General features: G+C 58.7%; 22 protein-coding genes and 1 riboswitch. Of the genes, 18 read left to right on the plus strand and 4 right to left on the minus strand.

What is annotated here, in order from left to right; all coding sequences use genetic code 11:
- The first annotated feature begins 3 nt into the window (after nucleotides 1–3).
- The 7 genes from MHY08_RS03500 (at nucleotide 4) to MHY08_RS03530 (ending at nucleotide 8257) form a co-directional block, all read left to right on the plus strand.
- On the plus strand, nucleotides 4–990 hold the full coding sequence (locus tag MHY08_RS03500) for a YafY family protein (protein ID WP_239235346.1): 987 nt from the start codon (nucleotides 4–6) through the stop codon (nucleotides 988–990).
- 2 nt (nucleotides 991–992) lie between these two features.
- Nucleotides 993–1949: a YafY family protein gene (locus tag MHY08_RS03505; protein WP_239235348.1), complete on the plus strand. Its 957-nt coding sequence runs from the start codon at nucleotides 993–995 to the stop codon at nucleotides 1947–1949.
- A 97-nt stretch (nucleotides 1950–2046) separates the two neighbouring features.
- Nucleotides 2047–2310, plus strand: coding sequence for a Sec-independent protein translocase subunit TatA (gene tatA, locus MHY08_RS03510; RefSeq protein ID WP_005324774.1), 264 nt, complete (start codon nucleotides 2047–2049; stop codon nucleotides 2308–2310).
- A 207-nt stretch (nucleotides 2311–2517) separates the two neighbouring features.
- Nucleotides 2518–3513 carry a twin-arginine translocase subunit TatC gene (gene tatC, locus MHY08_RS03515; protein WP_370658783.1) on the plus strand — a complete coding sequence of 332 codons (996 nt, stop codon included), beginning with the start codon at nucleotides 2518–2520 and terminating at the stop codon, nucleotides 3511–3513.
- 21 nt (nucleotides 3514–3534) lie between these two features.
- Entirely contained in the window at nucleotides 3535–6351 is a 2817-nt protein-coding gene (locus tag MHY08_RS03520; protein ID WP_239235352.1) for an RNA helicase, read from the plus strand.
- Between the two features lie 32 nt (nucleotides 6352–6383).
- Nucleotides 6384–7511 carry a Xaa-Pro peptidase family protein gene (locus tag MHY08_RS03525; protein ID WP_239235355.1) on the plus strand — a complete coding sequence of 376 codons (1128 nt, stop codon included), beginning with the start codon at nucleotides 6384–6386 and terminating at the stop codon, nucleotides 7509–7511.
- A complete protein-coding gene (locus tag MHY08_RS03530; RefSeq protein ID WP_204609083.1) occupies nucleotides 7511–8257 on the plus strand; it encodes an SDR family oxidoreductase in 747 nt (248 codons plus the stop codon). Before MHY08_RS03525 ends, MHY08_RS03530 begins: the two co-directional genes overlap by 1 nt.
- A gap of 13 nt (nucleotides 8258–8270) precedes the next feature.
- Here MHY08_RS03530 and MHY08_RS03535 read toward each other — a convergent pair whose 3' ends face one another.
- A complete protein-coding gene (locus MHY08_RS03535) occupies nucleotides 8271–9056 on the minus strand; it encodes a precorrin-3B synthase (protein WP_239235358.1) in 786 nt (261 codons plus the stop codon).
- 85 nt (nucleotides 9057–9141) lie between these two features.
- On the opposite strand from MHY08_RS03535, the gene MHY08_RS03540 reads away from it, so the two are divergent.
- The 3 genes from MHY08_RS03540 to MHY08_RS03550 are packed head-to-tail and all read left to right on the plus strand — an operon-like array spanning nucleotide 9142 to nucleotide 12172.
- Nucleotides 9142–9744, plus strand: coding sequence for an FxsA family protein (locus MHY08_RS03540; RefSeq protein ID WP_005324766.1), 603 nt, complete (start codon nucleotides 9142–9144; stop codon nucleotides 9742–9744).
- Nucleotides 9744–11273 (plus strand): apolipoprotein N-acyltransferase, encoded by a 1530-nt coding sequence (gene lnt / locus MHY08_RS03545; RefSeq protein WP_239235360.1) that lies wholly within the window; start codon nucleotides 9744–9746, stop codon nucleotides 11271–11273. Before MHY08_RS03540 ends, lnt begins: the two co-directional genes overlap by 1 nt.
- A gap of 5 nt (nucleotides 11274–11278) precedes the next feature.
- Nucleotides 11279–12172, plus strand: a complete 894-nt coding sequence (locus MHY08_RS03550) for a polyprenol monophosphomannose synthase (RefSeq protein WP_150850620.1) — start codon at nucleotides 11279–11281, stop codon at nucleotides 12170–12172.
- A gap of 79 nt (nucleotides 12173–12251) precedes the next feature.
- Here MHY08_RS03550 and MHY08_RS03555 read toward each other — a convergent pair whose 3' ends face one another.
- Nucleotides 12252–12635, minus strand: coding sequence for an RNA polymerase-binding protein RbpA (locus tag MHY08_RS03555; protein ID WP_023021567.1), 384 nt, complete (start codon nucleotides 12633–12635; stop codon nucleotides 12252–12254).
- A gap of 130 nt (nucleotides 12636–12765) precedes the next feature.
- On the opposite strand from MHY08_RS03555, the gene MHY08_RS03560 reads away from it, so the two are divergent.
- The 4 genes from MHY08_RS03560 to MHY08_RS03575 all read left to right on the plus strand — a co-directional run bounded on the left by MHY08_RS03560 (nucleotide 12766) and on the right by MHY08_RS03575 (nucleotide 15997).
- Nucleotides 12766–13107, plus strand: coding sequence for a hypothetical protein (locus MHY08_RS03560; protein ID WP_239235362.1), 342 nt, complete (start codon nucleotides 12766–12768; stop codon nucleotides 13105–13107).
- Between the two features lie 3 nt (nucleotides 13108–13110).
- On the plus strand, nucleotides 13111–13812 hold the full coding sequence (locus MHY08_RS03565) for a YceI family protein (RefSeq protein ID WP_239235364.1): 702 nt from the start codon (nucleotides 13111–13113) through the stop codon (nucleotides 13810–13812).
- 14 nt (nucleotides 13813–13826) lie between these two features.
- Nucleotides 13827–13991 carry a hypothetical protein gene (locus tag MHY08_RS03570; RefSeq protein WP_239229809.1) on the plus strand — a complete coding sequence of 55 codons (165 nt, stop codon included), beginning with the start codon at nucleotides 13827–13829 and terminating at the stop codon, nucleotides 13989–13991.
- 1097 nt (nucleotides 13992–15088) lie between these two features.
- Nucleotides 15089–15997: a Dyp-type peroxidase gene (locus MHY08_RS03575; RefSeq protein ID WP_239235366.1), complete on the plus strand. Its 909-nt coding sequence runs from the start codon at nucleotides 15089–15091 to the stop codon at nucleotides 15995–15997.
- 26 nt (nucleotides 15998–16023) lie between these two features.
- Here MHY08_RS03575 and MHY08_RS03580 read toward each other — a convergent pair whose 3' ends face one another.
- The gene (locus MHY08_RS03580) at nucleotides 16024–17337 is read right to left on the minus strand and encodes a class I SAM-dependent methyltransferase (RefSeq protein WP_204609097.1); all 1314 of its coding nucleotides are present in this window, start codon (nucleotides 17335–17337) and stop codon (nucleotides 16024–16026) included.
- Between the two features lie 233 nt (nucleotides 17338–17570).
- Between MHY08_RS03580 and MHY08_RS03585 the strand changes: the two genes are divergently transcribed.
- The 4 genes from MHY08_RS03585 to MHY08_RS03600 all read left to right on the plus strand — a co-directional run bounded on the left by MHY08_RS03585 (nucleotide 17571) and on the right by MHY08_RS03600 (nucleotide 22131).
- Nucleotides 17571–18914 (plus strand): NAD(P)/FAD-dependent oxidoreductase, encoded by a 1344-nt coding sequence (locus MHY08_RS03585; RefSeq protein WP_005324756.1) that lies wholly within the window; start codon nucleotides 17571–17573, stop codon nucleotides 18912–18914.
- 161 nt (nucleotides 18915–19075) lie between these two features.
- Nucleotides 19076–19173: riboswitch (TPP riboswitch) on the plus strand.
- Nucleotides 19161–19973 (plus strand): hydroxyethylthiazole kinase, encoded by an 813-nt coding sequence (gene thiM, locus MHY08_RS03590; RefSeq protein WP_239235368.1) that lies wholly within the window; start codon nucleotides 19161–19163, stop codon nucleotides 19971–19973. Its footprint overlaps the riboswitch before it by 13 nt.
- Nucleotides 19974–20603 (plus strand): thiamine phosphate synthase, encoded by a 630-nt coding sequence (thiE, locus tag MHY08_RS03595; RefSeq protein ID WP_239235369.1) that lies wholly within the window; start codon nucleotides 19974–19976, stop codon nucleotides 20601–20603.
- Entirely contained in the window at nucleotides 20596–22131 is a 1536-nt protein-coding gene (locus MHY08_RS03600) for a bifunctional hydroxymethylpyrimidine kinase/phosphomethylpyrimidine kinase (protein WP_239235370.1), read from the plus strand. Before thiE ends, MHY08_RS03600 begins: the two co-directional genes overlap by 8 nt.
- Here the strand turns inward: MHY08_RS03600 and MHY08_RS03605 are convergent.
- Nucleotides 22128–22730 (minus strand): bifunctional 2-polyprenyl-6-hydroxyphenol methylase/3-demethylubiquinol 3-O-methyltransferase UbiG, encoded by a 603-nt coding sequence (locus tag MHY08_RS03605; protein ID WP_200436133.1) that lies wholly within the window; start codon nucleotides 22728–22730, stop codon nucleotides 22128–22130. The genes MHY08_RS03600 and MHY08_RS03605 overlap by 4 nt on opposite strands.
- Nucleotides 22731–22793 lie beyond the last annotated feature (63 nt).

Below are 22793 nucleotides of genomic sequence, written 5' to 3' on the forward strand. Positions count from 1 at the left end.
CACGTGGCAACGCACAACCCCGCGCCGAAACGGCATGATGAGGCGGTAGAAAGACTCACCAACCTCTCTTTCGCGCTACAGGGCGCCGCCAACTCCGGCGGTAGCCCGGACCGCACCGCCTCCTGGATTCGCCGTCATGTAGCAGGATACGGCGATAAATCAGACGAAGCCTTCGCGAAATCACTGGCCCGAGATATCGCAACCCTCCAGCGCGCCGGGGTGCCCATTGTTCATTCCGGTAGCGAAGATGGTGCGCGTTATCGCCTTGACTCGAGCAGCTACCAGCTTCCGCCGGTGGAGTTTTCCCCTGAGGAGGCCATGGTTCTAGGCATTGCAGGAGGTGTGGGTACCACCGGCGGCTTAAGCGATTTTTCTCTGTCGGGATGGACGAAGATTGCCGCTAGCGGCGCCTCCCGCAACCTCGCAGGCGCACCGGTATACACGGCGGTCAATGACATCACTCGACTTGCCCCAGAAATCATCACCGCGGTGCTCGCTGCGGTGCGCAATCAGCTCCGCATTACGTTTTCCTACCGTGCTAATCCGGCTACTGAGCCGGTCCGCCGCGTGATGGACCCGTGGGGAGTGGTCAACCGCGATAGTCATATCTACATAGTGGGATTCGATGTGGACCGCAACGAACCGCGCGTCTTTCGCGCCCTCCGCGTCTCTGACATCAAACGCTCGCACGATCCCGCGGAGCACCCCAATCCAACTGAGGACCTACAGGTGTTAGTAGAGCGTGCACTGCAGCGAGGGGAGAAAGTCGATGCGCGCCTCGTTATCCCTGACGGGCAGGCACGAGAGCTTTTAGATGCCGGCGAGCAACAACCCGATGGCACTGTGTTGCTGCACAAGGTGGATAAGCATTGGCTCGTGCGGACCGCGGCCGGCTACGCCCCAGAGGTACAGGTGCTCGAACCAGCCGGGGTCCGCCAAGAGGTCATCTCCCTTTTACGCAAGGCATCACAATCGCAGGAGGAAGGCTAGTCATGGCTGACGGATCACTAAAGCTCCAGGCGCTAGTGCGCTCTTTAAACCTGATTCCATACTTCAAAAATCACCCCGACAAGACACCCTTGGAAGCGGCCAAAGATTTGGGTATGGATCCTGGCGAATTGAAAGAAGCCCTCGATCGGCTCTTTTGTTCCGGCACTGGGCGCAATACCGAGGATCTCATTGATCTCACCTTCAGTTATCGCGATGGGGTAACCATTCACAACGATCAGGGCTTGAGCCAGGCGCTGCGCCTTACCCCGACGGAAGCCGGTGCTTTGCTCCTTACCCTGGAGTCCTTGCAGGCGATGCCCGGGCTAATCGACGCCCATGCGGTCGATTCCGCCGCCGCGAAGCTGCGCGGCATCATGGATGAAAAGACAGCCGCCATCTATGAGTCGCTGTCTACTCCCGCCCCTGAAGAGACGGATATCCAGGCGCTTTTGACCCAGGCGGTCAACGAAAAAAAGCGGGTACGGCTGCGTTACTGGAGCGCTTCCTCAAATGCTGAATCCGAGAGGGTGGTGGACCCAGCCCGCATTTTCATCGTCGATTCCGAGCCCTACTTGGCTGCCTGGGAGGAAGCAAAGCAAGCGCATCGCACCTTCCGCATCGACCGCATTAGTAAGGCTCGTATCGTGGAGGAAAAATCCCAGCCGCATCTGAAAGATCTCGACTTTGATGCCGCATCACCCTTTAATTTGGGCGATGGGGACACCGTGCAACTAGCAATTAACCAAGAATTCACGTGGCTGGCTGAGTACTACGATATGCGCCTGGGTGAAGACTTAGGAAATGGGGAAGTAGCTGCAACGATGCCTATGGGATCAGTGGATTGGCTTATTCGCTTTGCCCTCGGTCAAGCTGATAGGTTGCGGGTAGTGGCTCCTCAATCCGTAGTAGATCTCATTGCGAAGCGAGGAAACACCGCCTTGAGCGGCTATACTCAGTAGCCAGTTACTTGCCCGTTCACTGCGCCCGCCCGCCGGCACATAAGTTGGCGGTGATGCTTTCCGGCATGCTGGTGCACTAGTTGAAAGAGGTTTCTCCATGAGCCTAGGACCTATGGAAATCGGCCTGATCGTTCTTGCCATCGTCTTGCTTTTCGGTGCAAAGAAGTTGCCGGAATTGGCACGCTCTATTGGCCGTTCCGCGCGCATCTTCAAGTCTGAGGTCAATGAGATGCATTCCGAGGATGCCCAGCGTTCTCAGTCTCAGGCGCAGCTGAACCAGAAGCAGCAGTCCGATGAGGAATTCTGGAACCGACCAGACATGCAGCCGGGCCAGCAGAACAACACCAATACTCAGCAGTAAACGCCCCTAACCTGTCGTCGCGCGAACACCCCTGCAGCGCGCGGATATGCATCCGCAATCCGTGCAGTAGGGAAGTGTTCGCTTCTTTGCGTTGAAAGAGCCACACTGATGTCGTCACAGTCACAGCCTGTACCTGCCCAGAAGGCAAGCAAGAGCGTGAAGGGAAAGCTGCGCTTTTCGCGCAAGCAGAAGAACCCTACCGGGGAGATGACTTTGGTGGAGCACCTGCAGGAGCTGCGCCGCCGCATCATTATTTCCGTGTTAGCGGTTGTTGTCGGGGCCATCATTGGGTTCATTTGGTACCAACGAGCACCATTCGGGCTGTCTCCGTTGGGTGAAATTCTACGAGAGCCGTATTGTGCGCTGCCCCCCGATAAGCGCGCCTCCTTTAGCGCGGACGGCGAGTGCCGTCTATTGGCCACCAGCCCGTTTGAAATGATCCTGTTGCGCCTGAAAGTAGGCGCTTTGGCCGGCACTGTATTGTCCTCGCCGGTGTGGCTGTATCAGGTCTGGGCCTTCGTTGTGCCTGGTCTCCATAAGAACGAGCGCCGCTACACGTTGAGCTTTGTCAGCGCCGCGGTGGGCCTTTTCGTTGCCGGTGCCGTGCTGGCTTATTTCATCTTGTCCGTGGGTTTGGAATTCCTCATGGGTATCGGCGCCGAGTATCAAACAGCGGCCCTGACCGGTGAGCGCTATTTCTACTTCCTTTTGGCCCTTCTTCTCATCTTCGGCATTAGCTTTGAGATTCCACTGCTTATCGTGTCCCTGAACCTTATTGGCGTGCTCGAGTATGAACACGTCAAAGACAAGCGTCGCATCATCATTGTCGTCGTGATGATTTTCGCCGCCTTCGTCACCCCAGGCCAGGATCCTTTCTCGATGGTGGTACTGGCTGGTTCACTCATCTTGCTCATCGAGATCGCATTCCAGTTCTGCCGCCTCCACGACAAGCGCATGCAACGCGAACGCCCCGAGTGGATGGATCTCGATGATGAGACTGCTTCGCCGCTTGGCGCTGGACCAGGAGCCATCGGCGGGCCAACCCCTGTCGAGGCGCCGAGCAGAGTAAACCCTTCACCGGGGTCCTCGCAGCCCGTTTCACAGCCAGTACAACAGGCACAGCAGCAGCCGCAGCAGACATGGAGCACCGGCGCCAGTGGGACTTCGTCGACTAGCGGCGGCTTTTTCGACGATGTCCTCTAGGCACGGGTAGCCTGGGGAGTCATGACTGAAACTCATCTGGATTCTTTTACCGCAGCCCTGCCATACCCGTTGGATGAGTTCCAGGTAAAGGGCTGCCAGGCCGTGGAGGACGGTCACGGCGTACTGGTCTGCGCGCCGACCGGCGCCGGCAAAACCATCGTGGGCGAATTCGCTGTCTCTTTGGCGCTGAGCCGGGGAACCAAGTGCTTTTATACGACGCCGATTAAAGCCTTGAGCAACCAGAAGTACCACGACTTGGTGGAAGAGCATGGCGAAGAAGCCGTAGGCCTGCTCACCGGTGACGTATCGATCAACTCTGACGCTGAAATCGTCGTCATGACCACAGAGGTGCTACGCAATATGATTTACGCAGAATCCGCGGCCCTCGATCGCCTGACCCACGTAGTCATGGATGAGATCCACTTTTTGGCTGATGCCTCCCGCGGCGCAGTGTGGGAAGAGGTCATCCTCAACCTCGCGGATCATGTCTCCATCATCGGCCTATCTGCCACAGTGTCCAATTCGGAAGAATTCGGCGATTGGCTTTCTACCGTGCGCGGCGATACCACCGTCATCGTCTCCGAACACCGCCCAGTTCCGCTCGACCAATGGATGATGCTGGGGCGCAAGATTTATCCGCTCTTCGAGCCAGAATCTGGCGGACAGGTCAACGCTGAGCTAGAGCGTAGGATCCAGCGCCTCGAAGCCGGCGATACGGACGATGGTCGCGCGGACTATAAGTCCGGCAAAGGTTTTCGCGCCCGCGCCCGTCACAAGGGCGGCGGACGCAGAGAATTCCACGGTAAGGGAAGGGGACGCTCCGGCGCCGCCCGGCAGCAGGATCGCTATCGCCCCTTGGGCCGCCCAGAGGTATTGAAGGTATTGCAATCGCAGGACATGCTTCCGGCGATCACCTTCATCTTCTCCCGTGCAGGCTGCGATGGCGCTCTCTATCAGTGCCTGCGCAGCCGCATGGTGCTTACCTCCCAAGAGGAAGCACAGCAGATTAAAGACATCGTCGATGCGGGTGTGGAAGGTATCCCTGAAGAAGATCTGCAGGTCCTAGACTTTAAGCGCTGGCGCGAAGCCCTGTCCCGTGGCTTTGCCGCACACCATGCGGGCATGCTGCCCGCGTTCCGGCACATCGTGGAAGACCTATTCGTACGCGGCCTCGTCCGTGCCGTGTTCGCTACTGAAACGCTTGCTCTTGGCATTAATATGCCGGCGCGCACCGTGGTGCTAGAAAAGCTCATCAAGTTCAATGGTGAGGCGCACGTCGATCTCACCCCAGGCCAGTACACGCAGCTGACTGGCCGGGCAGGACGCCGTGGCATCGATACATTGGGCAATGCAGTTGTGCAATGGGCACCCGCCATGGATCCGCGTCAAGTAGCTGGCCTTGCTTCTACCCGTACGTATCCTCTCATTTCCACTTTTGCACCGGGTTACAATATGGCGATCAATTTGCTGGGAATGCTCGGCTTCGAGGAATCTCTGCGTTTGTTGGAAAAGTCCTTCGCACAGTTCCAGGCCGATGGCTCCGTCGTGGAGGAAACGCGCGAGATTGAACGCGCCGAGCATCGCGTGCGAGAACTGCGCAACCAGCTCGATGATGCCGTGGCGTCGCTTGCACCACCTGCTAAAGACGGGGAAGATCCCGCCGAGGTTCTCATGGACTATGTCCGCCTGCGCCGCGAGCTCACAGCGGAGGAAAAGCAATCAAAAATCGATAGTGCCAATCAACGAAACCAAGAGGTTATCGCGGTACTGGGGCGCCTGCAGCTGGGCGATGTTATTGCCATGCCCGGCAAGAAGCGTCCAATTCTCGCCGCGGTTGTTACTCCCGCTAACCAAACCGCGGATCCCCGCCCGTGGATTACCACTGAGTCCGGGTGGTCGGGACGTATCGATGCAGCCGGAATCAATAACCCACCGATCCAAGTCGGTAGCATCAAGATCCCCAAGCCGGTGCGCAAGAATCCGCGCCGCAATACCCGATATGTGCAAGATGTTTTGCACCGCGAACACTTCGACCGGCCCAAGCGCATGAAGTCGCACACCCGCGCCCGGCCTAATAAGCGAGTGGGGCAGTTGCGCGACGCACTGCGTGCTCATCCAGCTCACGATTGGCCGGCTACTGACCGCGAACAGCTGGCGGGCCTGGCGCAAAAGCTTGCACGGCGCGAGCGTGATCGGGACAAGCTGCAATCCAAGGTCAATAAGGCTACGGATACCTTGGGCCGCACCTTCGAGCGCATTGTGGATCTCCTCGCAGAAATGGACTACGTCGAGTTCACCGGGGCTGGCGCGGACCGCACGCCGGTCATCACCGAAGAAGGCGAACGCCTTGCCAAAATTCACAGCGAATCCGATCTGCTCGTCGCCCAATGCCTCAAGCGCGGAATTTGGGATGAACTCGATCCCGCTGAGCTTGCAGGCGTTGCCTCCCTGTGCTGTTTCGAAAACCGCAAGGCCACCAGTGGGCAACCGGAAGCCGCCACCGAGCGCATGGCTGACGCAATGAATGCCACGTGGCGCGTGTACACCGAACTCACCGCTGATGAGCAGCGCCACCGGCTGCCGCCCACCCGTGAACCAGAGGCCGGATTCGCCTTGGCGGTACACCAATGGGCGGCCGGCGCACCGTTGGGCTACTGCATAGCTGCGGCCAATGAAGCCGGCGCCGAGCTCACCCCGGGTGATTTTGTCCGTTGGTGCCGCCAAGTCATCGACCTGCTCCAACAAGTGGCTAAGACTGGGTACGACGGCGAAATTCAACGCAACGCCCGCCGGGCCATCGACGCAATTCAGCGCGGTGTCGTAGCCATTGGCGCCTAAAATCCGCGGCGCGGACGAGTAGACTCTGGGGCATGACTGATACTCAGACTTTTTCCGCTGATGTCTACGCCCAGCGTCTGCACGCCGCCCAAAAGGCAGCTGCAGAAAAGGGCATCGATCTGCTCCTCATTGGCACGGGACCAGACTTTGCCTACCTCACCGGCTCCTGGGTTTCTTCCCACGAACGCTTGACGGTCTTGGTTGTGCCGCAGCAGGGCAATGCATGGATCGCCGCGCCCAATACCGATATCACCGATATCAAGGCTGCACCAGTAGGTGAGCTGGATGTGGAGTTGCGTGGCTGGAATGACGGAGAAAATCCTTATGAGCTTGCACTGCGTGGCGCAGGCGACGGACTAGGCAAGGTAGCGCTGGGACAGTCGCTGACTGCAGACCACGTGTTGCGTTTCCAAGATCTGCTTCCACACGCCAGCTATGAACTGGCCACTTATGCGTTAGCCGAGCTCTTTACCCGCAAAGACGAGGCTGAGATTGTTGAGCTGCGCAAGGCTGGCCATGCCATTGACGCGGTCCACGCGCAGGTACCACAGCTTTTGCAGGCCGGCCGCACCGAGGCCGAGGTGGCCCACGAACTGGAAAAGCTCATCCTGCAGGAGCATTCCGTTATCGATTTCGTCATCGTCGGATCGGGCCCCAATGGCGCCAACCCGCACCATAGCTTTTCGGATCGCGTGTTGGCTGAGGGCGAGCCAGTCGTCGTCGATATCGGAGGCACTTTGCCTTCCGGCTACCACTCCGATTGCACCCGCACCTACGTAGTGGGCGGAGATATTTCCAAGGCTCCGCGGGATTTCCAGGATGCCTATGCCGTGCTTGCCGACGCCCAAGGTGCCGCCCGCGCCGCAGCCCACCCCGGCAGCACCGCCGCAGACATCGATGCCATCACCCGCCAGGCGATCTCTGCAGCAGGCTGGGGCGACTACTTTGTCCACCGCACCGGACATGGCATCGGCCTGTCCACGCACGAGGAGCCCTTCATCATGGAAGGCAACGATCTCGCCTTGGAAGAGGGCATGGCCTTTTCCATTGAGCCGGGTATTTACTTGGAAGGCAAGTGGGGTATGCGTTTGGAAGACATCGTGGTGCTTACCAACGATGGCTACGAGTCCCTGAACCAAGCTCCGCGTGACGTCCGTTAATGGCTGGCGTACTGATTCTGGGCGGCCGTAGCGATATCGGCGGAGAAATCGCTAGGAGAGTAGCCCCAGGCCAAGATATTGTGCTCGCCGCTCGAGGCACCCACGGTATGGAAGGCGTGGAAGACCAGCTCCGGGCGGCGGGTGCGCGCAGCGTTCATCTTCTTGATTTTGATGCCGCAAATTTTCCGTCCCATGCCGGTGTGGTCGATCGCGCCATAGAGCTGGCAGGCCCCCTCGAGCTTGCCGTTGTAGCCTTCGGCATCTTGGGCGATCAGCAGCGGGCAGAACGCGATGCTGCCCACGCGGTCGACATCGCCACAATCGATTATGCCGCGCAGATTTCACTGCTTACGCTGGTTTCCCAGCGCATGCACCGCGGTCATATCGTCGCCTTTTCCTCGATAGCAGGCTGGAGGGCCCGCCGGGCAAACTACGTGTACGGATCTACCAAGGCCGGTCTTGATGCCTTTTGTCAGGGGCTGGCGGACAAGCTGCACGGCAGCCAGGTAGGCCTTATTACCGCGCGTCCTGGCTTTGTCATCGGCAGCATGACGGAAGGAATGAAGCCAGCGCCGCTTTCCGTGCGTCCAGCAGATGTGGCCGAGGCAGTTGTCGGCTGCATTGACCGCGATGCACGGCGCGGTAAGCCGCGTTCGCGCACCGTGTGGATTCCTCGGGCTCTGCAGGGCCTCGCGTGGGTCATGCGGCTTGTACCGCGCCCAATATGGCGGCACATGCCGCGCTAGATCCTGCGTTCTTTTACTCTGCGCGCAGCAGGGGAGAGTTGATATCGAAGATGAATCCGCGTGGGGCGAGTACGCGCAGTACCACTTCGGCGTCGCCCTCGGCAATATTGTGAAAGACTAATCCGCCCCACGGGGTGACGGTGATGTCTACCTCTAACTGGCCGATAAGCTGGGCAAACTCAGCGGGGATGGCGCCGCGGTGCACGCCGGCACCCAGATCAACGATGCCGGCAGGCAAATGCTGATCCAGCCAGCCAATGGGTCCGGGTTCTGCCAGGGCGGAGGCATTATGCTCTAGGGATTCGGCGCCTTGGAGCGCCTCCTCATAGTGTTGGGCAGCAGCCTGTGGAGTCAGTGGGGCCGAGGGGGCGTCGCCAAGCGGGGAGCGCTCAAGGCGCAGGGCACCGTCCCCGTCGATGCTAAGGCTGACTGCAGCCGCACCGGTCGGTACGTCGTCGTGGGCAATGACGGCAATCCCGGGACCGCCTTCCGCCGCTTCCAGCTCAGCCGCGATGTTCTGGGCCGTGTGCTTGGCCTCCGTCGACAAAGGCGAAGCCAGCACCGGCATCGCCGTGGCGCGCAATTGCAATTCCTGGAGCTGCTGATTGAGCGCTTCCACGTCTTTGATCCCGCGCAGCTCGATTGCAGAGAACCGGTCGATGTAGACATACCCATCCGCACAAGCACTGGCGCACTGCGCCAAAGTAACCCAATCCTGGGCGTGGGTGCTGCCGCCGGCAACGTGGATGCGGATGCACGTGCCGTACTGGGGGTCTTCAAAAAGCGCAGGAGTAAACATGCGCACTAGTTTAACCTGCCGTGGCTGCAGCCTCGCGCATGAGTGTTGCCAGCACTTTATCAGTCTGCCTCGTTAGACTGAGGCCATGCCGTTTATGTATTTTGCTCTCTACATGGTCGCAGAGACCCTGACTTTTTGGGCCGTCTCAAAATGGATCGGCGTTGGCTGGGCGCTTATCGCACTCTTTGTCACCATGTTCTTCGGAATGTCCATCGCTGGCCTTGAAGTGCGCCGCTTGATGGGAAAGCAGGTCGAACGCACAGGGGACGGTACATACGTCGTTCACGCCGGCAATGTGGGCAAGACCGCCAGCAATGTGGGCCTTACCTTGGTAGGCGGCATGTTGCTTTCTTTGCCGGGCTTCTTGACGACGATCCTCGGAGCCCTCTTTATCTTCTCGCCGACCCGCGCCGTCTTGCGCACGGTGCTAGCGGCCTCCTTGTACCGCAAGATCGAAAACATGGGCGTTAAGATCTACGAGGCCACCCCAATGGCACAGCAGCACGACTCTTATGGCGACTTTGGCTCCTTTGGTCGTGGCCAAGCAACACAAAGTGGGCACCCCAGCATGCAGGATGCTGGCCCGCATGAAGTGTTGGATGAGGAAGAGATCCGCCGTTGGAGCGAGAACCTGGATCCAGATGACTTCGGACCCTCCGGTGGCGAGTCCAAGGGCGGAAAGAGCTAGTGGTGCTAACTCTTGCCCGCCTCGTAGTGGCGGGCCTTTCCGGTCTGCTCACATATGCCGCCATAGAGCCCCGTGGCTGGTGGTGGGCTGCCATTGTGGGCGTGGGCTTGCTGTACGCGAGCTTGCTGCCGTGGGGAACTAGGCACGTTACCGCCCGTGTGGGCGCGCTTCTTGCAGTCGCGCATTCGCTCGTGCTGTACCTGCTGACGCTGCCATGGATCGGCGAATTAGTGGGCAGTGGGCCATACATCGCTTTGGCTATATGGCTTTCGGTATACGCCATTGTACTGGGCCTTGGCGGCGCAGCAGTAGCGCGGTGGAAGTACGGTTTTATTGCCTTCCCATTCTTCTACCTCGCGGTGGAGGTGCTGCGTTCTTCGGTACCATTCGGCGGTTTCTCTTGGGTGAAATTGGCTTGGGGACAAATCGACGGACCGCTAGCCAACCTCGCGCCGTGGGGTGGAACCTCGCTCATTACCACAGCCACTGTTCTGTGCGGCTGCGGTCTCGCTGCGCTGCTGATTCAACGTGGATGGAAGGCAAAGAGCGTCGCACTCTTAGCAGCGATCCTTCCCCTTGCAAGCGCGACGGTGGCAGGCTTGGGAATCAACCGAGACGATTCCACTGTCGGGGAAGCAAAGGTTGCCGCAATCCAAGGAAACGTACCTCGCATGGGCCTAGACTTCGCTGGGCAACGCCAAGCGGTCCTCAACAACCACGTGGCCGAAACAAAGAAGCTGGCCGCCCGCGAAAAAGACATTGACCTAGTCATCTGGCCCGAAAACTCCTCTGATATCAACCCATTCCGTGACGGCAAGGCAGCCTCGGCAATCAGCGGCGCCGTCGATGCGATAGACGCACCTGTTTTGGTTGGCACCGCCACGCGGGATGAGGTGGGGGCCCGCAACACAATGCAGGTCTTCGCTCCTAGTCATACGGTGGGAGACCATCACTATAAGAAGTACCTACAACCTTTCGGCGAAACTATGCCCATGCGGGATTTCTTTGCCAAATTTTCTGACTATGTGGACCTCGCCGGCGATTTTAAGCCCGGCGACGGCCCAGGTGTGGTCTCCATGGCGGGCGTGCCGGTTGGCGTGGCCACGTGCTACGAGGTCTCCTTCGATAGCGCCTTTAGGGAGTCGGTGAAAAATGGTGCAGAACTGCTGACTACTCCCACCAATAACGCCACCTTTGGCCATTCCGATATGACCTACCAGCAATTGGCCATGAGCCGATTGCGTGCAATGGAGACGGACCGAGCCGTGGTGGTGGCGGCGACTTCTGGAGTATCCGCCATTGTTCACCCAGATGGACACGTTAGCCAGTCCACGGAGATTTTCACGCCGGAGGCATTGGTAGAACAGTTGCCCTTGCGTAGCGGCGAGACCTTTTCCGTCAGGTTTGGTTCGCCCCTGCAATGGCTCATGGTTATTATTGGAACAGTCTGCGCACTGGTAGCTTTGCGCACAAACCGCCTGCGACGCACCCCGCGCCGCTCCGGCACAGATACATACGTAGGAGCATAAACACTGTGAGCACGCTTGAATCCTCGACCTTGGTCATCATCCCGACCTATAACGAGATCGAAAATCTTCCTCTCATTACTGGACGCGTCCGCGAGGCCGTCCCAGAGGTACATATCCTCATCGTGGACGATAACTCTCCCGATGGAACTGGTGACAAGGCCGATGAGTTCGCAGCGCAAGATGACCACATCCATGTTCTTCACCGCGAGGGCAAAGGCGGCCTGCTAGGCGCTTATATCGCCGGCTTTGAGTGGGGATTGGAGCGCGACTACCAAGTGCTGTGCGAGATGGATGCAGACGGCTCCCACGCCCCGGAACAGCTTCACCTGCTGCTGGAAGAGGTGGACAAGGGCGCGGACCTGGTTATCGGCTCCCGTTATATCCCGGGTGGCGAGACCGTGAACTGGCCGGCCTCTCGTGAGTACCTCTCCCGCCTTGGCAATATCTACATCTCCGTAGCGCTGGGCGCTGGCCTGTCCGATATGACCGCTGGTTACCGTGCGTTCCGCCGCGAGCTGCTCGAGTCCATCGACTTTGATGAGCTATCCAAGGCCGGTTACATCTTCCAGGTTGATCTGGCCTTCCGTGCCGTAAAGGCTGGCTTCGACGTTCGGGAGGTTCCCATTACCTTCACCGAGCGCGAATATGGCGAGTCCAAGCTGGATGGTTCCTTCGTGAAGGATTCCTTGCTCGAGGTAACCAAGTGGGGCGTTGCTCATCGCGCTGAGCAGCTGCAGGATTTTGGCGGCGCCGTATCCAAGTTGGTCAACCGTGAAGTCAAGGACGGCTCCATTCATGACCTAAACGTTCAGGCCCGCAAGGGTGCCGGCTGGGTTTCTGACTTCGCCAGCGAGATTGGCCATCTGGCAAAGCACCAGATTGCGCAGCTCAAGAAGTAGGCGCCACCGCAACGCATAAGGCCCGTACCGTCCCTTAGTCAGACTAGGGAGGTACGGGCCTTTTTGCTGCCGCAGAACTTTAAGAGTTCTTTTGCTGCTGCTCCTGCTGTTCCTTCAAGAGGCGAGCTGCGGAACGGCGGCGGGAGCGCAGGTGGTTAATGCGCTCTTCAAGCAGCTCATCGAGCTCCTCGATGGAGCGGCGCTCACGCAGCATATCCCAGTGGGTGCGTGGTGGCTTAGCGGGCTTAGACTCAACGCCTTCACCTTCTACCAGGTGGCCCAGCTTGCCGTTCTTGCACATCCATTCTTCAGGGATTTCGGCATCATCCGCGAAAGGCACCTCATAAATCTCGCCGTCTTCGGTGCGGTACTTCACCATCTGGCGCGGTGCGAGGTCGTGGTCGCGGTCGGTTTCGTAGCTGACTGCGCCCATACGGCTGCCACGGAGTACGCGATCTGCCATGCAACATCATCCTTTTCAAAGAGATCCCTGATTGAGTGCGAAGCAAAACTTCGCCTAAGAGCTACCAATTATAACGAACACCCACGCGTCTTTGTTCCCAGCCCGCCCAAAATGGACTAAAGTGTATCGGGTGATCCGTACAGCTAGTCGTGAACGCAACGTCGGTTCCTGCCAATGGTGTGGGAAGGACATTGACCAAGGCGGTAGGGGACGGCCACGGAAGTTTTGCAGCGCCTCCTGTAAGCAGCGTGCTTATGAGCAAAGAAATAACGTCAGTGGCACGGGGATTCCAGCCAATGCCGTGATCCTCACTCCAGAAAAGGCAGAGAGTTTGCGCGACGGACTTTTTGAACTACGTTGTTCCGCAGAAGATATCAATACCGCCGCGGAGGAAGGCGCTAGTGCGCAGGAACTTGCCGATTTGTGCGAAGAGCTTGTTGCCCTGGCGCGACGCCTAGAAGGACTTCGATAGAAGATGAAAAAGCTTTTTTATAACCGCAAGCTCGTCATCACCATCTTTGTGGTGCTGATTGTGTTGCTCACCGCCGTGGCCATTGGCCCGATGGTGTATTCGCTCCTCAAGGGCGCCGGAGTAAAGACCGAACCAGTTTCCGCCGACGGCGCAAAGGCCGCATCAACGGAGCTCGATGGCGCCTGGGAGGTAGCCAAGGGCCGTGCTAATAACCATACCTCGGTTGGTTTTACCTTTAATGAGGTTCTACCTGCGGAAAAGACCACCACATCGGGCTCAACCACGGAGGTAACCGGCCAGGCGGAAATTTCTGATTCCACCCTGAAAACCGCCGCGGTCACCGTTGATATGGATGAGCTGACCACGGATAAGAAGGTCCGCGATCAGAACATGAAGTCCAAGCTCTTTGAGACCCAGCTTTTCCCAGAGGCATCCTTTGAGCTGACTAAGCCGGCCTCGCTTGCCGACGTCCCGGATGACGGCTCCATTGGCACTGTCAAGCTCACCGGAGATCTGACTATCAAGGATGAAACGCACGAGATTTCCCAAGACTTCGACGTTCTTCGCGATGGTGATCAGATCGTCATCGGTGGCACCGTGCCAGTTGATCGCCTTGATTATGGTGTGGAGACCCCAGAGATGCTCGCCGCGAAGGTCGAGGAAAATGGCGAGGTAAATCTCCGCATTTCCTTCGAGAAAAACTAGCGAGGGCTTAGCCTGTGAATTCCCGTCAAATCATCCCGTTTATGTGGCTGCGACTCGTCGTCGTCATCGGCTTTACCATTTTCGTAGCCGTTCAACAGATGTGGGTCATTGTGGCCATCTCGGTTCTTTTGGCGCTGTTGACTATCTGGCAGTTGTGGAGCGCTTACCGGAATCGCTAATTAGACCTTCACGGTGTTGGGGGAACTTCCTCGAATAACGTCAGTGTGACGTTATATAGTGGTGTGGCTAGTCCTGCCAGTAGGGCGTATTTTCGCCCAATATTAGGTTTTCTGCCCCCGAGCGAAACAACTCCGCCAAAGGTTGGCCCCGGAATGAAGAAGTCCGAAAGATAGATGGGCCCGGCCGCCGCAAATCCGAGCTCCAATGAGCTACAGCCAGGATCGATACTTGGGACCGGGTCTGGCGGCCGGTGGATGGCGCGGCAGAGACCACGCAGAGGCCACGAGGCGTTGCCAAGCAAAGCGCTGTAACATTGCATGGAGATTTAAGGATGCTGAACCGGGGCCCACTAGATGGACCGGGAAGATGTGTTAGCGCCCGGGGCGCCTATGGGGGCGACACACGATAACCTCCGGATATCTGTAATTGTCCGATAATGTACATTATGTCATTTTAACTAGGGGTGGCATTCCCCCTTTTAGTTCCTGACTCCATACATTGATACCTGCACCTCGCTTCTGTCGTTCGCTCCTGACAACACTCGCCCGAATGTAGCTTCCCAGATGTGCCATTCCTTCACGACAATTGGGCTCTCGTCATTTCTCATACGCCGGATGACCTCTTTTTCGGCTAGACCTCTCGTAGCACATGCGGCCTTAAGCTCTGGATCGAATTCTGCTCTCGACGGATCCGATCCCTGCGCGTGTCCACCGCTAAGAACCAGGTAGACCACTTCCGGATGGTGTTCTACATCCAGTGGACCTTTCCACCCACGCAGGTGTGCTTCTTCAGTCCAACAGGTTACCCCTGAGCGGTCTACACATTGTCCCATCGCTTTTTCTTGAGCGCGCGTCAGCGCAACTCCTGCAAAAGACTCATCATATGAATCGTCTTTCCGCGCAAACAATACGAAGAGCCGCGCGGTTCCTTTTCTTCTACTTCTTCGTATCCATGTCCACATCTTCTCACCCGGCTATCGGTTAGTTTTCAACCAAAATGCACACTAGCGCATATAACGGCCAAGCAGGTCTCTATCAGGGGCGATTCCAAGCCGGCGAACGTACCTCATCTCCACAGGGTGCGTAGAATCGACAACATGACGATTCAGCACGTAGTAGATAAGCCTTCCCGCGCAGCTCTCTTCCTCGTCCTTGAAATCAAGGACGGCGGCGAGCAAGCCACTCGCGATATGCTCACGGGGTTTGCCGGACTGTTTAAATCCGTGAACTTCCGCTATAACGAAGGCGAACTTTATACCGTAGTCGGCATTGGTGCCTCCATGTGGCCACGTTTGACCAGCGCGCCTATGCCGGAACGCCTGAAGGAATTTGAGGCAATCGATGCCGCACATAAGGCCCCGGCCACGCCAGGCGATGTTCTTCTCCACTTCCGTGCGATTACCTATGACCTGTGCCATGAGATGGCCCGCCAGGTACTGGATCAGCTGGGCGATGCCGCCAGGGTTATCGATGAGACCCACGGCTTTAAGTACCTGGACCAGCGCGATTTACTAGGCTTTGTGGATGGCACCGCCAATCCCCTCGCCGAGGAGGCTTTGGATACCGTGCTGCTTGGCGACGACGCCGATTACCCCCGTGGCTCCTACGTCACCGTTCAAAAATATATCCACGACCTGGCCAAGTGGAACGAGCTGAGCACCGAGGAGCAAGAAAAGGTCATCGGCCGCACCAAGGCCGACGATATCGAGTTGGATGACGATACCAAGCCCACTAACTCTCACGTAGCCCTCAATGACCTTGAGGAAGATATTTACCGCGAGAACATGGTCTTCGGCTCTTTCACCGCGGGTGAGATGGGCACTTACTTCATCGGCTATGCCAAGGACCCAGAAAACGTCATGGAGCGCCTGCGCAATATGTTCATTGGCAAGCCGGAGGGAAACTACGACCGCATCTTGGACTTCTCCACTGCGCTTACGGGCACCAATTTCTTTGTGCCCAGCGCGGATCTGATGAAGAACTTCGACGAGCTGCCGCCGGCCTAAGTGCTACCTGCCTAACGGCCACCCGCCTAACGCCGGCCCCCGCGGTTGCGATGGGCCAACCCAAATTGCACCGAGTCAATCATCCCGAGCGTCATAAGGGCCTCACGGAGGGCAAATTGGAAGGTCCACAAGCGGCGGAAGACTGGGTCGAAGCCAGCGGCCGCTGCTTCCCGCAGGTGCCCATCGAAAAAGGAACGCTGCTGACGCAGGGACTCCAAGTAATGGGTGCCCACGTGTGTTTCGGACACGATGCGCAGGTTAGAGTTCTTATCTACTAGCTGGTGCATTTCCGTGGTGCGCGGATAGTCCAACCCCGGCCACACATAGGCTCGTAAGGCCTGAAGCGATGCCTTACCGGCCTCCGTCATTGACTCGGTCGCCACGATGGACTGGATTCCTGCCCGCCCATTAGGCGTCAAGAACCGGTCGACTGCGCGGATATATTCTTTGCGCTCGCTAGCGCTGAGTTGCTCTACCTTTTCTACGGTGACGATGGCGTCATAGTGCCCGTGCCACTGCTTGGGGTTCGGGACGACGCCGGGAATGCGCTCGACATGGATGGAATCGTCTGCCCCCTCTAGTACGAGGGCCTCGCGCATGTGGCTCATTTGGTCCACATCACTGGTCAAAACGTCAACCGTAGCGCGTCGCTTAGTCGCCCGCATCGCTGGCTGCATTCCGGCAGCCGGGTACACCAACAGGTGGGTTCCGGCGCCGGTACGGGTGACGTCAAGCAGCCAATCCGCCGCGCGGCGCTGCGCATCTCCCAGATCATCCCTGTCCACTCTCGTGGGCTCACTCAGCGTCGTGACATCGACGAAGTGGCTCTTCGGCTCCTTGCGGCCAGCCTTGGGGCTATAGCTTTCCACCGTTTCCCTTATGGTGGTCGGTACACCACTGGAGAAAATTCCACCGACATGGCTTAAACCATCGCCGGCATAGAGTCGAACCAATTCCAGCGGCAGCTCCCCTGGCTCCGACTTACCGGCACCCAGCATCTTGGCTTTGGGGAGGTAACCCACTCCCAATAAGCGGCCGAGGACCTTTACCAGCTGCGAGGAAGAAGTAACGGTCCACTCTCCTGCCATATAACTTTCCGCAAATCCCAGCCAGCCGCTAGCGGCAATGCGCTCAAACAAGGCATCATGCCCCACCTTGAGATCTGGTCCGCCTTCGGCTTCTAGGTCTAGTTCTAGTCCGGCATCATCGCAGGCCTTGGCAAATTCTGCCTCTGCCCGGCGGGTTTTCATTCCAGGCCAACGAGGTGCGGGAACCGTAGCCACATTGGGCCAGGATTCTGCATCGATAGAGCTCAAATGCTCAGGGCGGCTAAAAGTCATAATGCCAGGTGCGCTCCTTGGTGGGCGGAGGAAGTCACTATCCGGAACAACCTTAGTCAGCTTTGTGCGCACCCCGGTTGAGGCGCTCCGGACAGCCGCGCCGGTTCTTCCCACGGAAACCGCAACGCAGCGGCGGAAGTTTATCAGTCATTAAGTATGCGCGTTCTGTTTGAAGTGTTTAGACTGTACGGGTACTAAACATTAGCTTTCTTAAGGAAGGTCGCATTAAATCCATGACTGATACCCCTTATCGCCCCAACGGTGGCCGCCACCACGTCGTCGTGGTTGGCGCCGGCTTCGGTGGTCTCAACACCGTTCAGAAGCTGAAGAACGCCGATGTGGAAATCACCCTCATCGATAAGAAGAACCACCACCTGTTCCAGCCGATGCTGTACCAGGTAGCAACCGGCATGATTTCCGCCGGTGAGGTTGCCCCTTCCACCCGCCAGCTGCTGCGCGATCAGGACAACGTCCACTTCGTCAACGCTGAGGTTACTGATATCAACCTGGCGGATCAGACGGTGACCGCCGAGCAAGACGAGTTCTCTCGCACCTATGCTTATGACTCCCTGGTTGTCGCCGCGGGTTCCGGTCAGTCCTACTTTGGCAACGACCACTTCGCTGAATTCGCCCCAGGCATGAAGACCTTGGACGATGCCCTGGAGCTGCGCTCTCGCATCATCTCGGCGTTTGAGAAGGCAGAGCTTACCGACGACCCTGCGGAGCGCGAGCGCCTGCTCACCTTCATCATCGTTGGCGCTGGCCCAACCGGCGTAGAGCTCACCGGCCAGATTGCCGAATTGGCAAACCGTACCCTCAACGATGTCTATTCCAACTACGGCACCACCTCGGCCAAGATTTACCTGCTCGATGGCGCCCCACAGGTACTGCCGCCATTCGGCAAGCGCTTGGGCCGCAAGGCTCAGCGCACCTTGGAAAAGGAAGGCGTACAGGTTCACCTGAACGCGATGGTGACCGATGTAACTGCGGACACCGTCACCTACAAGGACATGAAGACCGAGGAGGAGACCACCCTGACGGGTGCTACCAAGATCTGGTCCGCTGGTGTGGCCGCTTCCCCGCTGGGCAAGATGGTTGCAGAGCAGGCTGGCGTCGAGGCAGACCGCGCAGGTCGCGTCTCCGTCAACGAGGACCTGACCGTGGGCGAGCACAATAACGTCTACATGGTCGGTGACATGATCTCTCTCAACCGCCTGCCGGGTCTGGCACAGGTTGCTATCCAGGGTGGCGCGCACGTCGCAAAGCTCATCCAGGCCAAGGTGGACGAGGAATCTACCGCAAATGAGAAGGAAGCCTTCGACTACTTCGACAAGGGCTCCATGGCCATCGTCAAGCGCTTCAACGCCGTCGTTAAGCTGGGCAAGACCGAGTTCGGCGGCTTTGCCGGTTGGGTAGCATGGCTCGGCCTGCACCTGACCTACGTCATTGGTCTGCGCAGCCGCTTGGCCGTGCTGGTCAACTGGGCAACCAATATCCTTTCCCGCGATCGCGGCAACCTGGAGATCACCACCCAGCAGCGCATCGCACGCAATATCATTAACAAGAACGAGAAGTAATACCTCCTCGCTCGCATCGCCGCCCCACCTGCTGGAAAGCAGGCTCTGGGCGGCGATTTTTATTTTCCCTGGCTACCTGTTGCTAGCGCCGGCGATACCACTACTGTGGCGACCGAACGCCGATTTTCGCACATAGTTTCCGTGACCTTTGTTAGGCTGAGACACGCAACATGGGGTGCCGCACGCGGTGCGGCTGAGAAATACCCATCGAACCTGCACTCAGTTAGAACTAGCGAAGGGATAGTTGTGGATTATGCTTTTCTGCGCGCACACGACGCTGTGCGCGAGTCCACGCCGCTTATTCAATGTTTGACCAATAAGGTCGTCAGCAACGTCACCGCCAATGCCCTGCTGGCCATCGGGGCTAGCCCGGCGATGGTCGATACGCCGGAGGAATCGCGCGAATTCGCCCAGGTAGCCAGCGGCGTACTCATCAATTGCGGCACGCCCAGCTCAGAGCAATACGGCGGCATGCGCGAGGCTATCGCTGGGGCGAACTCCGCCCACACCCCCTGGGTACTCGATCCGGTAGGCGCCGGTGGACTGAACCACCGCACCGAATTCATGCACGAGGTGCTGCCACTCGGCCCGGGCGCAATTCGTGGCAACGCCTCAGAAATCATCGCCCTCGCAGGTACTGGGCAGGGCGGCCGTGGCGTCGAATCTACCGATGGCGTGGAAGCCGCCCTAGATTCGGCAGTAGCACTTTCCCGGGATACCGGCGCCGTCGTGGCCATTTCCGGCCCGCGGGACCTTATCGTCCATGTCGGCGATATAACTCGTGCCGTCTACCTCGAATCGGGGCACCCGATGCTCCAAAACGTCATCGGTACAGGCTGTTCGCTTGGTGCTATCTGTGCCGCATATCTGGCAGCGTGGGAGGATCCTTTCGAAGCGACCATCGCCGCCCACGCACACGTTGGCGCGGCGGGAAGCGTGGCCGCCGAAAAACACCATGCCCCCGGCTCCTTTGCCGTTGCTTGGCTGGATGCGCTCTACGATGTCCCGCCGGCGGACATCGAGGGCCTGGTCAAGCTCACTGACGTGGAGGAGGTTTAAGTGTCTATTGACTGGACGCTCTACCTGGTCACCGATCCAGATCTGGCTGGCGGGCGAGACAACGTGGTCTCCATCGTGCAGGAGGCTGTACGCGGCGGCGTTACCGTTGTTCAGCTCCGGGACAAGGAAGCTAGCGACGAACAGATTGAGCGCACGGCCCGCGAGCTGCTTGGCGTACTGGGCGATGTCCCACTATTCATCAATGACCGCGTAGAAGTGGCCGCAAAACTCGGCTGCCACCTACACATTGGGCAGGATGACATGGCCTTTCGCGAGGCCCGAGAGAAGCTGGGTGAGGGCCAGCTTATTGGCTTATCCATCGGCAGTAACGAAGAGCTTGCTGCTATTGCGGACGATGCGCGCCCAGATGTCATCGGCATCGGGCCCGTGCATTCGACCGCAACGAAGAAAAACGCCCCGGCCGGCATGGGTACGGCTGCGGCCGCATCACTCGCCCACGCCGCACGTGAGCGTGGCATCGAGTCCGTCGCCATCGGCGGAATCAAGACCCATAATGCGCACGAGCTGGCGGGCAGCGAGTTTGCCGGAATTTGCGTAGTCAGCGACATCATGGCGGCCGAGGACCCCGCAGCAGCTGCCGCCCACCTTAAGGAGGCTTTCCATGGCTAAAGGCATCTATCCCCGAGTACTGTCCATTGCCGGAACCGATCCCACCGGCGGAGCAGGAATTCAGGCCGATCTGAAATCCATCTCTGCCGCAGGCGGCTACGGCATGAGCGTGGTGACTGCGTTGGTGGCTCAAAACACCCAGGGGGTCCGCAGCGTCCACGTACCACCGGTGGACTTTCTGCAAGAGCAGCTAGACTCCGTCATCGACGATGTGGAGGTTGATGCGGTAAAGATTGGCATGCTTGCCGACGCCGCCATTACCGCCAAGGTCGCAGACTTCCTGCGCCGCCTGCCGGACGATGTTCCCGTGGTACTTGATCCGGTCATGGTGGCTACCAGTGGAGATCGCCTGCTGGAAAAGGAAGCAGAACAGGCCGTGCGCGATCTCTGCTCACAGGTGGACCTCATCACTCCGAACCTAAAGGAATTGGCAGTCCTTACCCAGACGGACGAGGCGGGCGATCTTGAGCAGGCCATTGCCACGGCGAAGGAATGGGCGAAGGGTGCTGGTACCGCGGTCGTCGTCAAGGGCGGGCACCTCGATGCCGACATTGCCGACAATGCAGTGGTCAATACGGATGGGTCCGTGCACCGCGTTGCTTCCAGCCGTGTGGACACGAAGAATACGCATGGTACTGGCTGTTCCCTTTCCTCTGCCCTAGCCACTCGCCTGGGAGCCGGCGATAGTCCCGCGGCAGCTCTAACGTGGTCCACCCAATGGCTGCACGAGGCCATTGCCCATGCGGATGCGCTTCACGTGGGCAAGGGACACGGGCCCGTGGACCACCTGCATCGCTCGCAGCGTCTCATGCAGGCTGCCTCTACCCTGCCCCAGCCGTACTTATCCGGCAACCTGGTAGAACCGGAAAACGTCGACCAGCCCCGCGTTTCCGCGGCCGGCCCACACACGCAACGCCTGTGGAACCTAGCCGGGGAATACTGGGAGGCCATCAAGGATCTGCCCTTTATTCGGGCCTTGGGCACGGGAGCGTTGGAAAAGGATGCCTTTGGCTTCTACCTCGACCAAGATGCCCAGTACCTGAACGCTTATTCCAAGGCGTTAGCTCGCCTCGCCAGCCAAGCCCCAGAAGCGGCACAGCAGCTGCACTGGGCTGAGGGAGCGCATGATTGCTTGGCGGTGGAGGCCGAGCTGCACCGCGGCTGGCTCGAAAGCAATATCACGACCGCAGCCTCCCGGGTAACTAGCGCCTATACGGATTTCCTCATCCGCTCGACGCACACGGATGACTACGTGGTGGGCGCTGCGGCGGTACTGCCCTGCTACTGGCTATATGCAGAAGTAGGCCTTCACCTCGCAGAATTTGATTCCCCCGAACACCCCTATCACTCCTGGCTCTCCATGTACGGCGGCGAGGACTTCCTCAACGGGGTTCGCGCTAGCCTCGACATCGTCGAACAAGCTCTCGCCGGCGCGGATGAGCGCACCCGCCTGCGTGCCGAGCGCGCCTATATTACCGCCAGCCACCATGAGGTCGATTTCTTCGACCAAGCCGATAGGCGCTTTTAAGCCAGAAGGTCTGAGCCGGGCCGCGAAAGGACGGCGACGAGGAAGGTGGAATGCTCCGAGAAGAGCTTCATGTCCCACGAGGAGAAAGTGAAGTCTACTCGGTAGCCCACCTTCTGGGCCATGTCGAGGAAATCAGCAAATTCCCACCCACGGCCCTCGCCAAAGCCGGTGACGAGGCGACCACCGGGCTTGAGGGAATTATAGATATTGCGCAGCGCGGGCTCGCGGCCGTCCTTGGCTAGAAAGCCCATGACATTGCCTGCGGATACGGCGATATCAAAGGGGCCTTCTGGTACCTCTTCCTCGCACAGATCTCCCACGAACCACTGCCCCTCTGGGAAGTCGTGCTCAGCGTGCTCGATGAGAATGGGGTCTACGTCGACGCCTACAACGCTGTGGCCACGGCGAAGCAGCTCACCGCCCACACGCCCGGTGCCACAGCCGGCATCGAGGATGGTGGAGTTGCGCTCCACCATGGCGTCGATAAGCCGGGCCTCGCCATTGATGTCTTTACCCTGTGCGGCTAGCACCTTCCATTTGCGAGCAAAGTTATGGGAGTGCTCGGGATTAGCTTCGGTTACTTCTTTCCACGTAGGCATAGATTCGATTATATTACCCGCCTTCGGTGTAAGATTTACCCGCTGCGTAAAATCGCCGCCTGC

Source organism: Corynebacterium sp. ACRPJ (genome assembly GCF_022347345.1).
Classification (GTDB): Bacteria; Actinomycetota; Actinomycetes; order Mycobacteriales; family Mycobacteriaceae; genus Corynebacterium; species Corynebacterium tuberculostearicum_D.

Coding starts and splice junctions, on each gene's coding strand:
- MHY08_RS03505 (WP_239235348.1), top strand. CDS start 993: ATGGCTGACGGATCACTAAAGCTCCAGGCGCTAGTGCGCTCTTTAAAC.
- tatA (WP_005324774.1), top strand. CDS start 2,047: ATGAGCCTAGGACCTATGGAAATCGGCCTGATCGTTCTTGCCATCGTC.
- tatC (WP_370658783.1), top strand. CDS start 2,518: ATGACTTTGGTGGAGCACCTGCAGGAGCTGCGCCGCCGCATCATTATT.
- MHY08_RS03520 (WP_239235352.1), top strand. CDS start 3,535: ATGACTGAAACTCATCTGGATTCTTTTACCGCAGCCCTGCCATACCCG.
- MHY08_RS03525 (WP_239235355.1), top strand. CDS start 6,384: ATGACTGATACTCAGACTTTTTCCGCTGATGTCTACGCCCAGCGTCTG.
- MHY08_RS03530 (WP_204609083.1), top strand. CDS start 7,511: ATGGCTGGCGTACTGATTCTGGGCGGCCGTAGCGATATCGGCGGAGAA.
- MHY08_RS03535 (WP_239235358.1), bottom strand. CDS start 9,056: ATGTTTACTCCTGCGCTTTTTGAAGACCCCCAGTACGGCACGTGCATC.
- MHY08_RS03540 (WP_005324766.1), top strand. CDS start 9,142: ATGCCGTTTATGTATTTTGCTCTCTACATGGTCGCAGAGACCCTGACT.
- MHY08_RS03555 (WP_023021567.1), bottom strand. CDS start 12,635: ATGGCAGATCGCGTACTCCGTGGCAGCCGTATGGGCGCAGTCAGCTAC.
- MHY08_RS03565 (WP_239235364.1), top strand. CDS start 13,111: ATGAAAAAGCTTTTTTATAACCGCAAGCTCGTCATCACCATCTTTGTG.
- MHY08_RS03575 (WP_239235366.1), top strand. CDS start 15,089: ATGACGATTCAGCACGTAGTAGATAAGCCTTCCCGCGCAGCTCTCTTC.
- MHY08_RS03580 (WP_204609097.1), bottom strand. CDS start 17,337: ATGACTTTTAGCCGCCCTGAGCATTTGAGCTCTATCGATGCAGAATCC.
- MHY08_RS03585 (WP_005324756.1), top strand. CDS start 17,571: ATGACTGATACCCCTTATCGCCCCAACGGTGGCCGCCACCACGTCGTC.
- MHY08_RS03600 (WP_239235370.1), top strand. CDS start 20,596: ATGGCTAAAGGCATCTATCCCCGAGTACTGTCCATTGCCGGAACCGAT.
- MHY08_RS03605 (WP_200436133.1), bottom strand. CDS start 22,730: ATGCCTACGTGGAAAGAAGTAACCGAAGCTAATCCCGAGCACTCCCAT.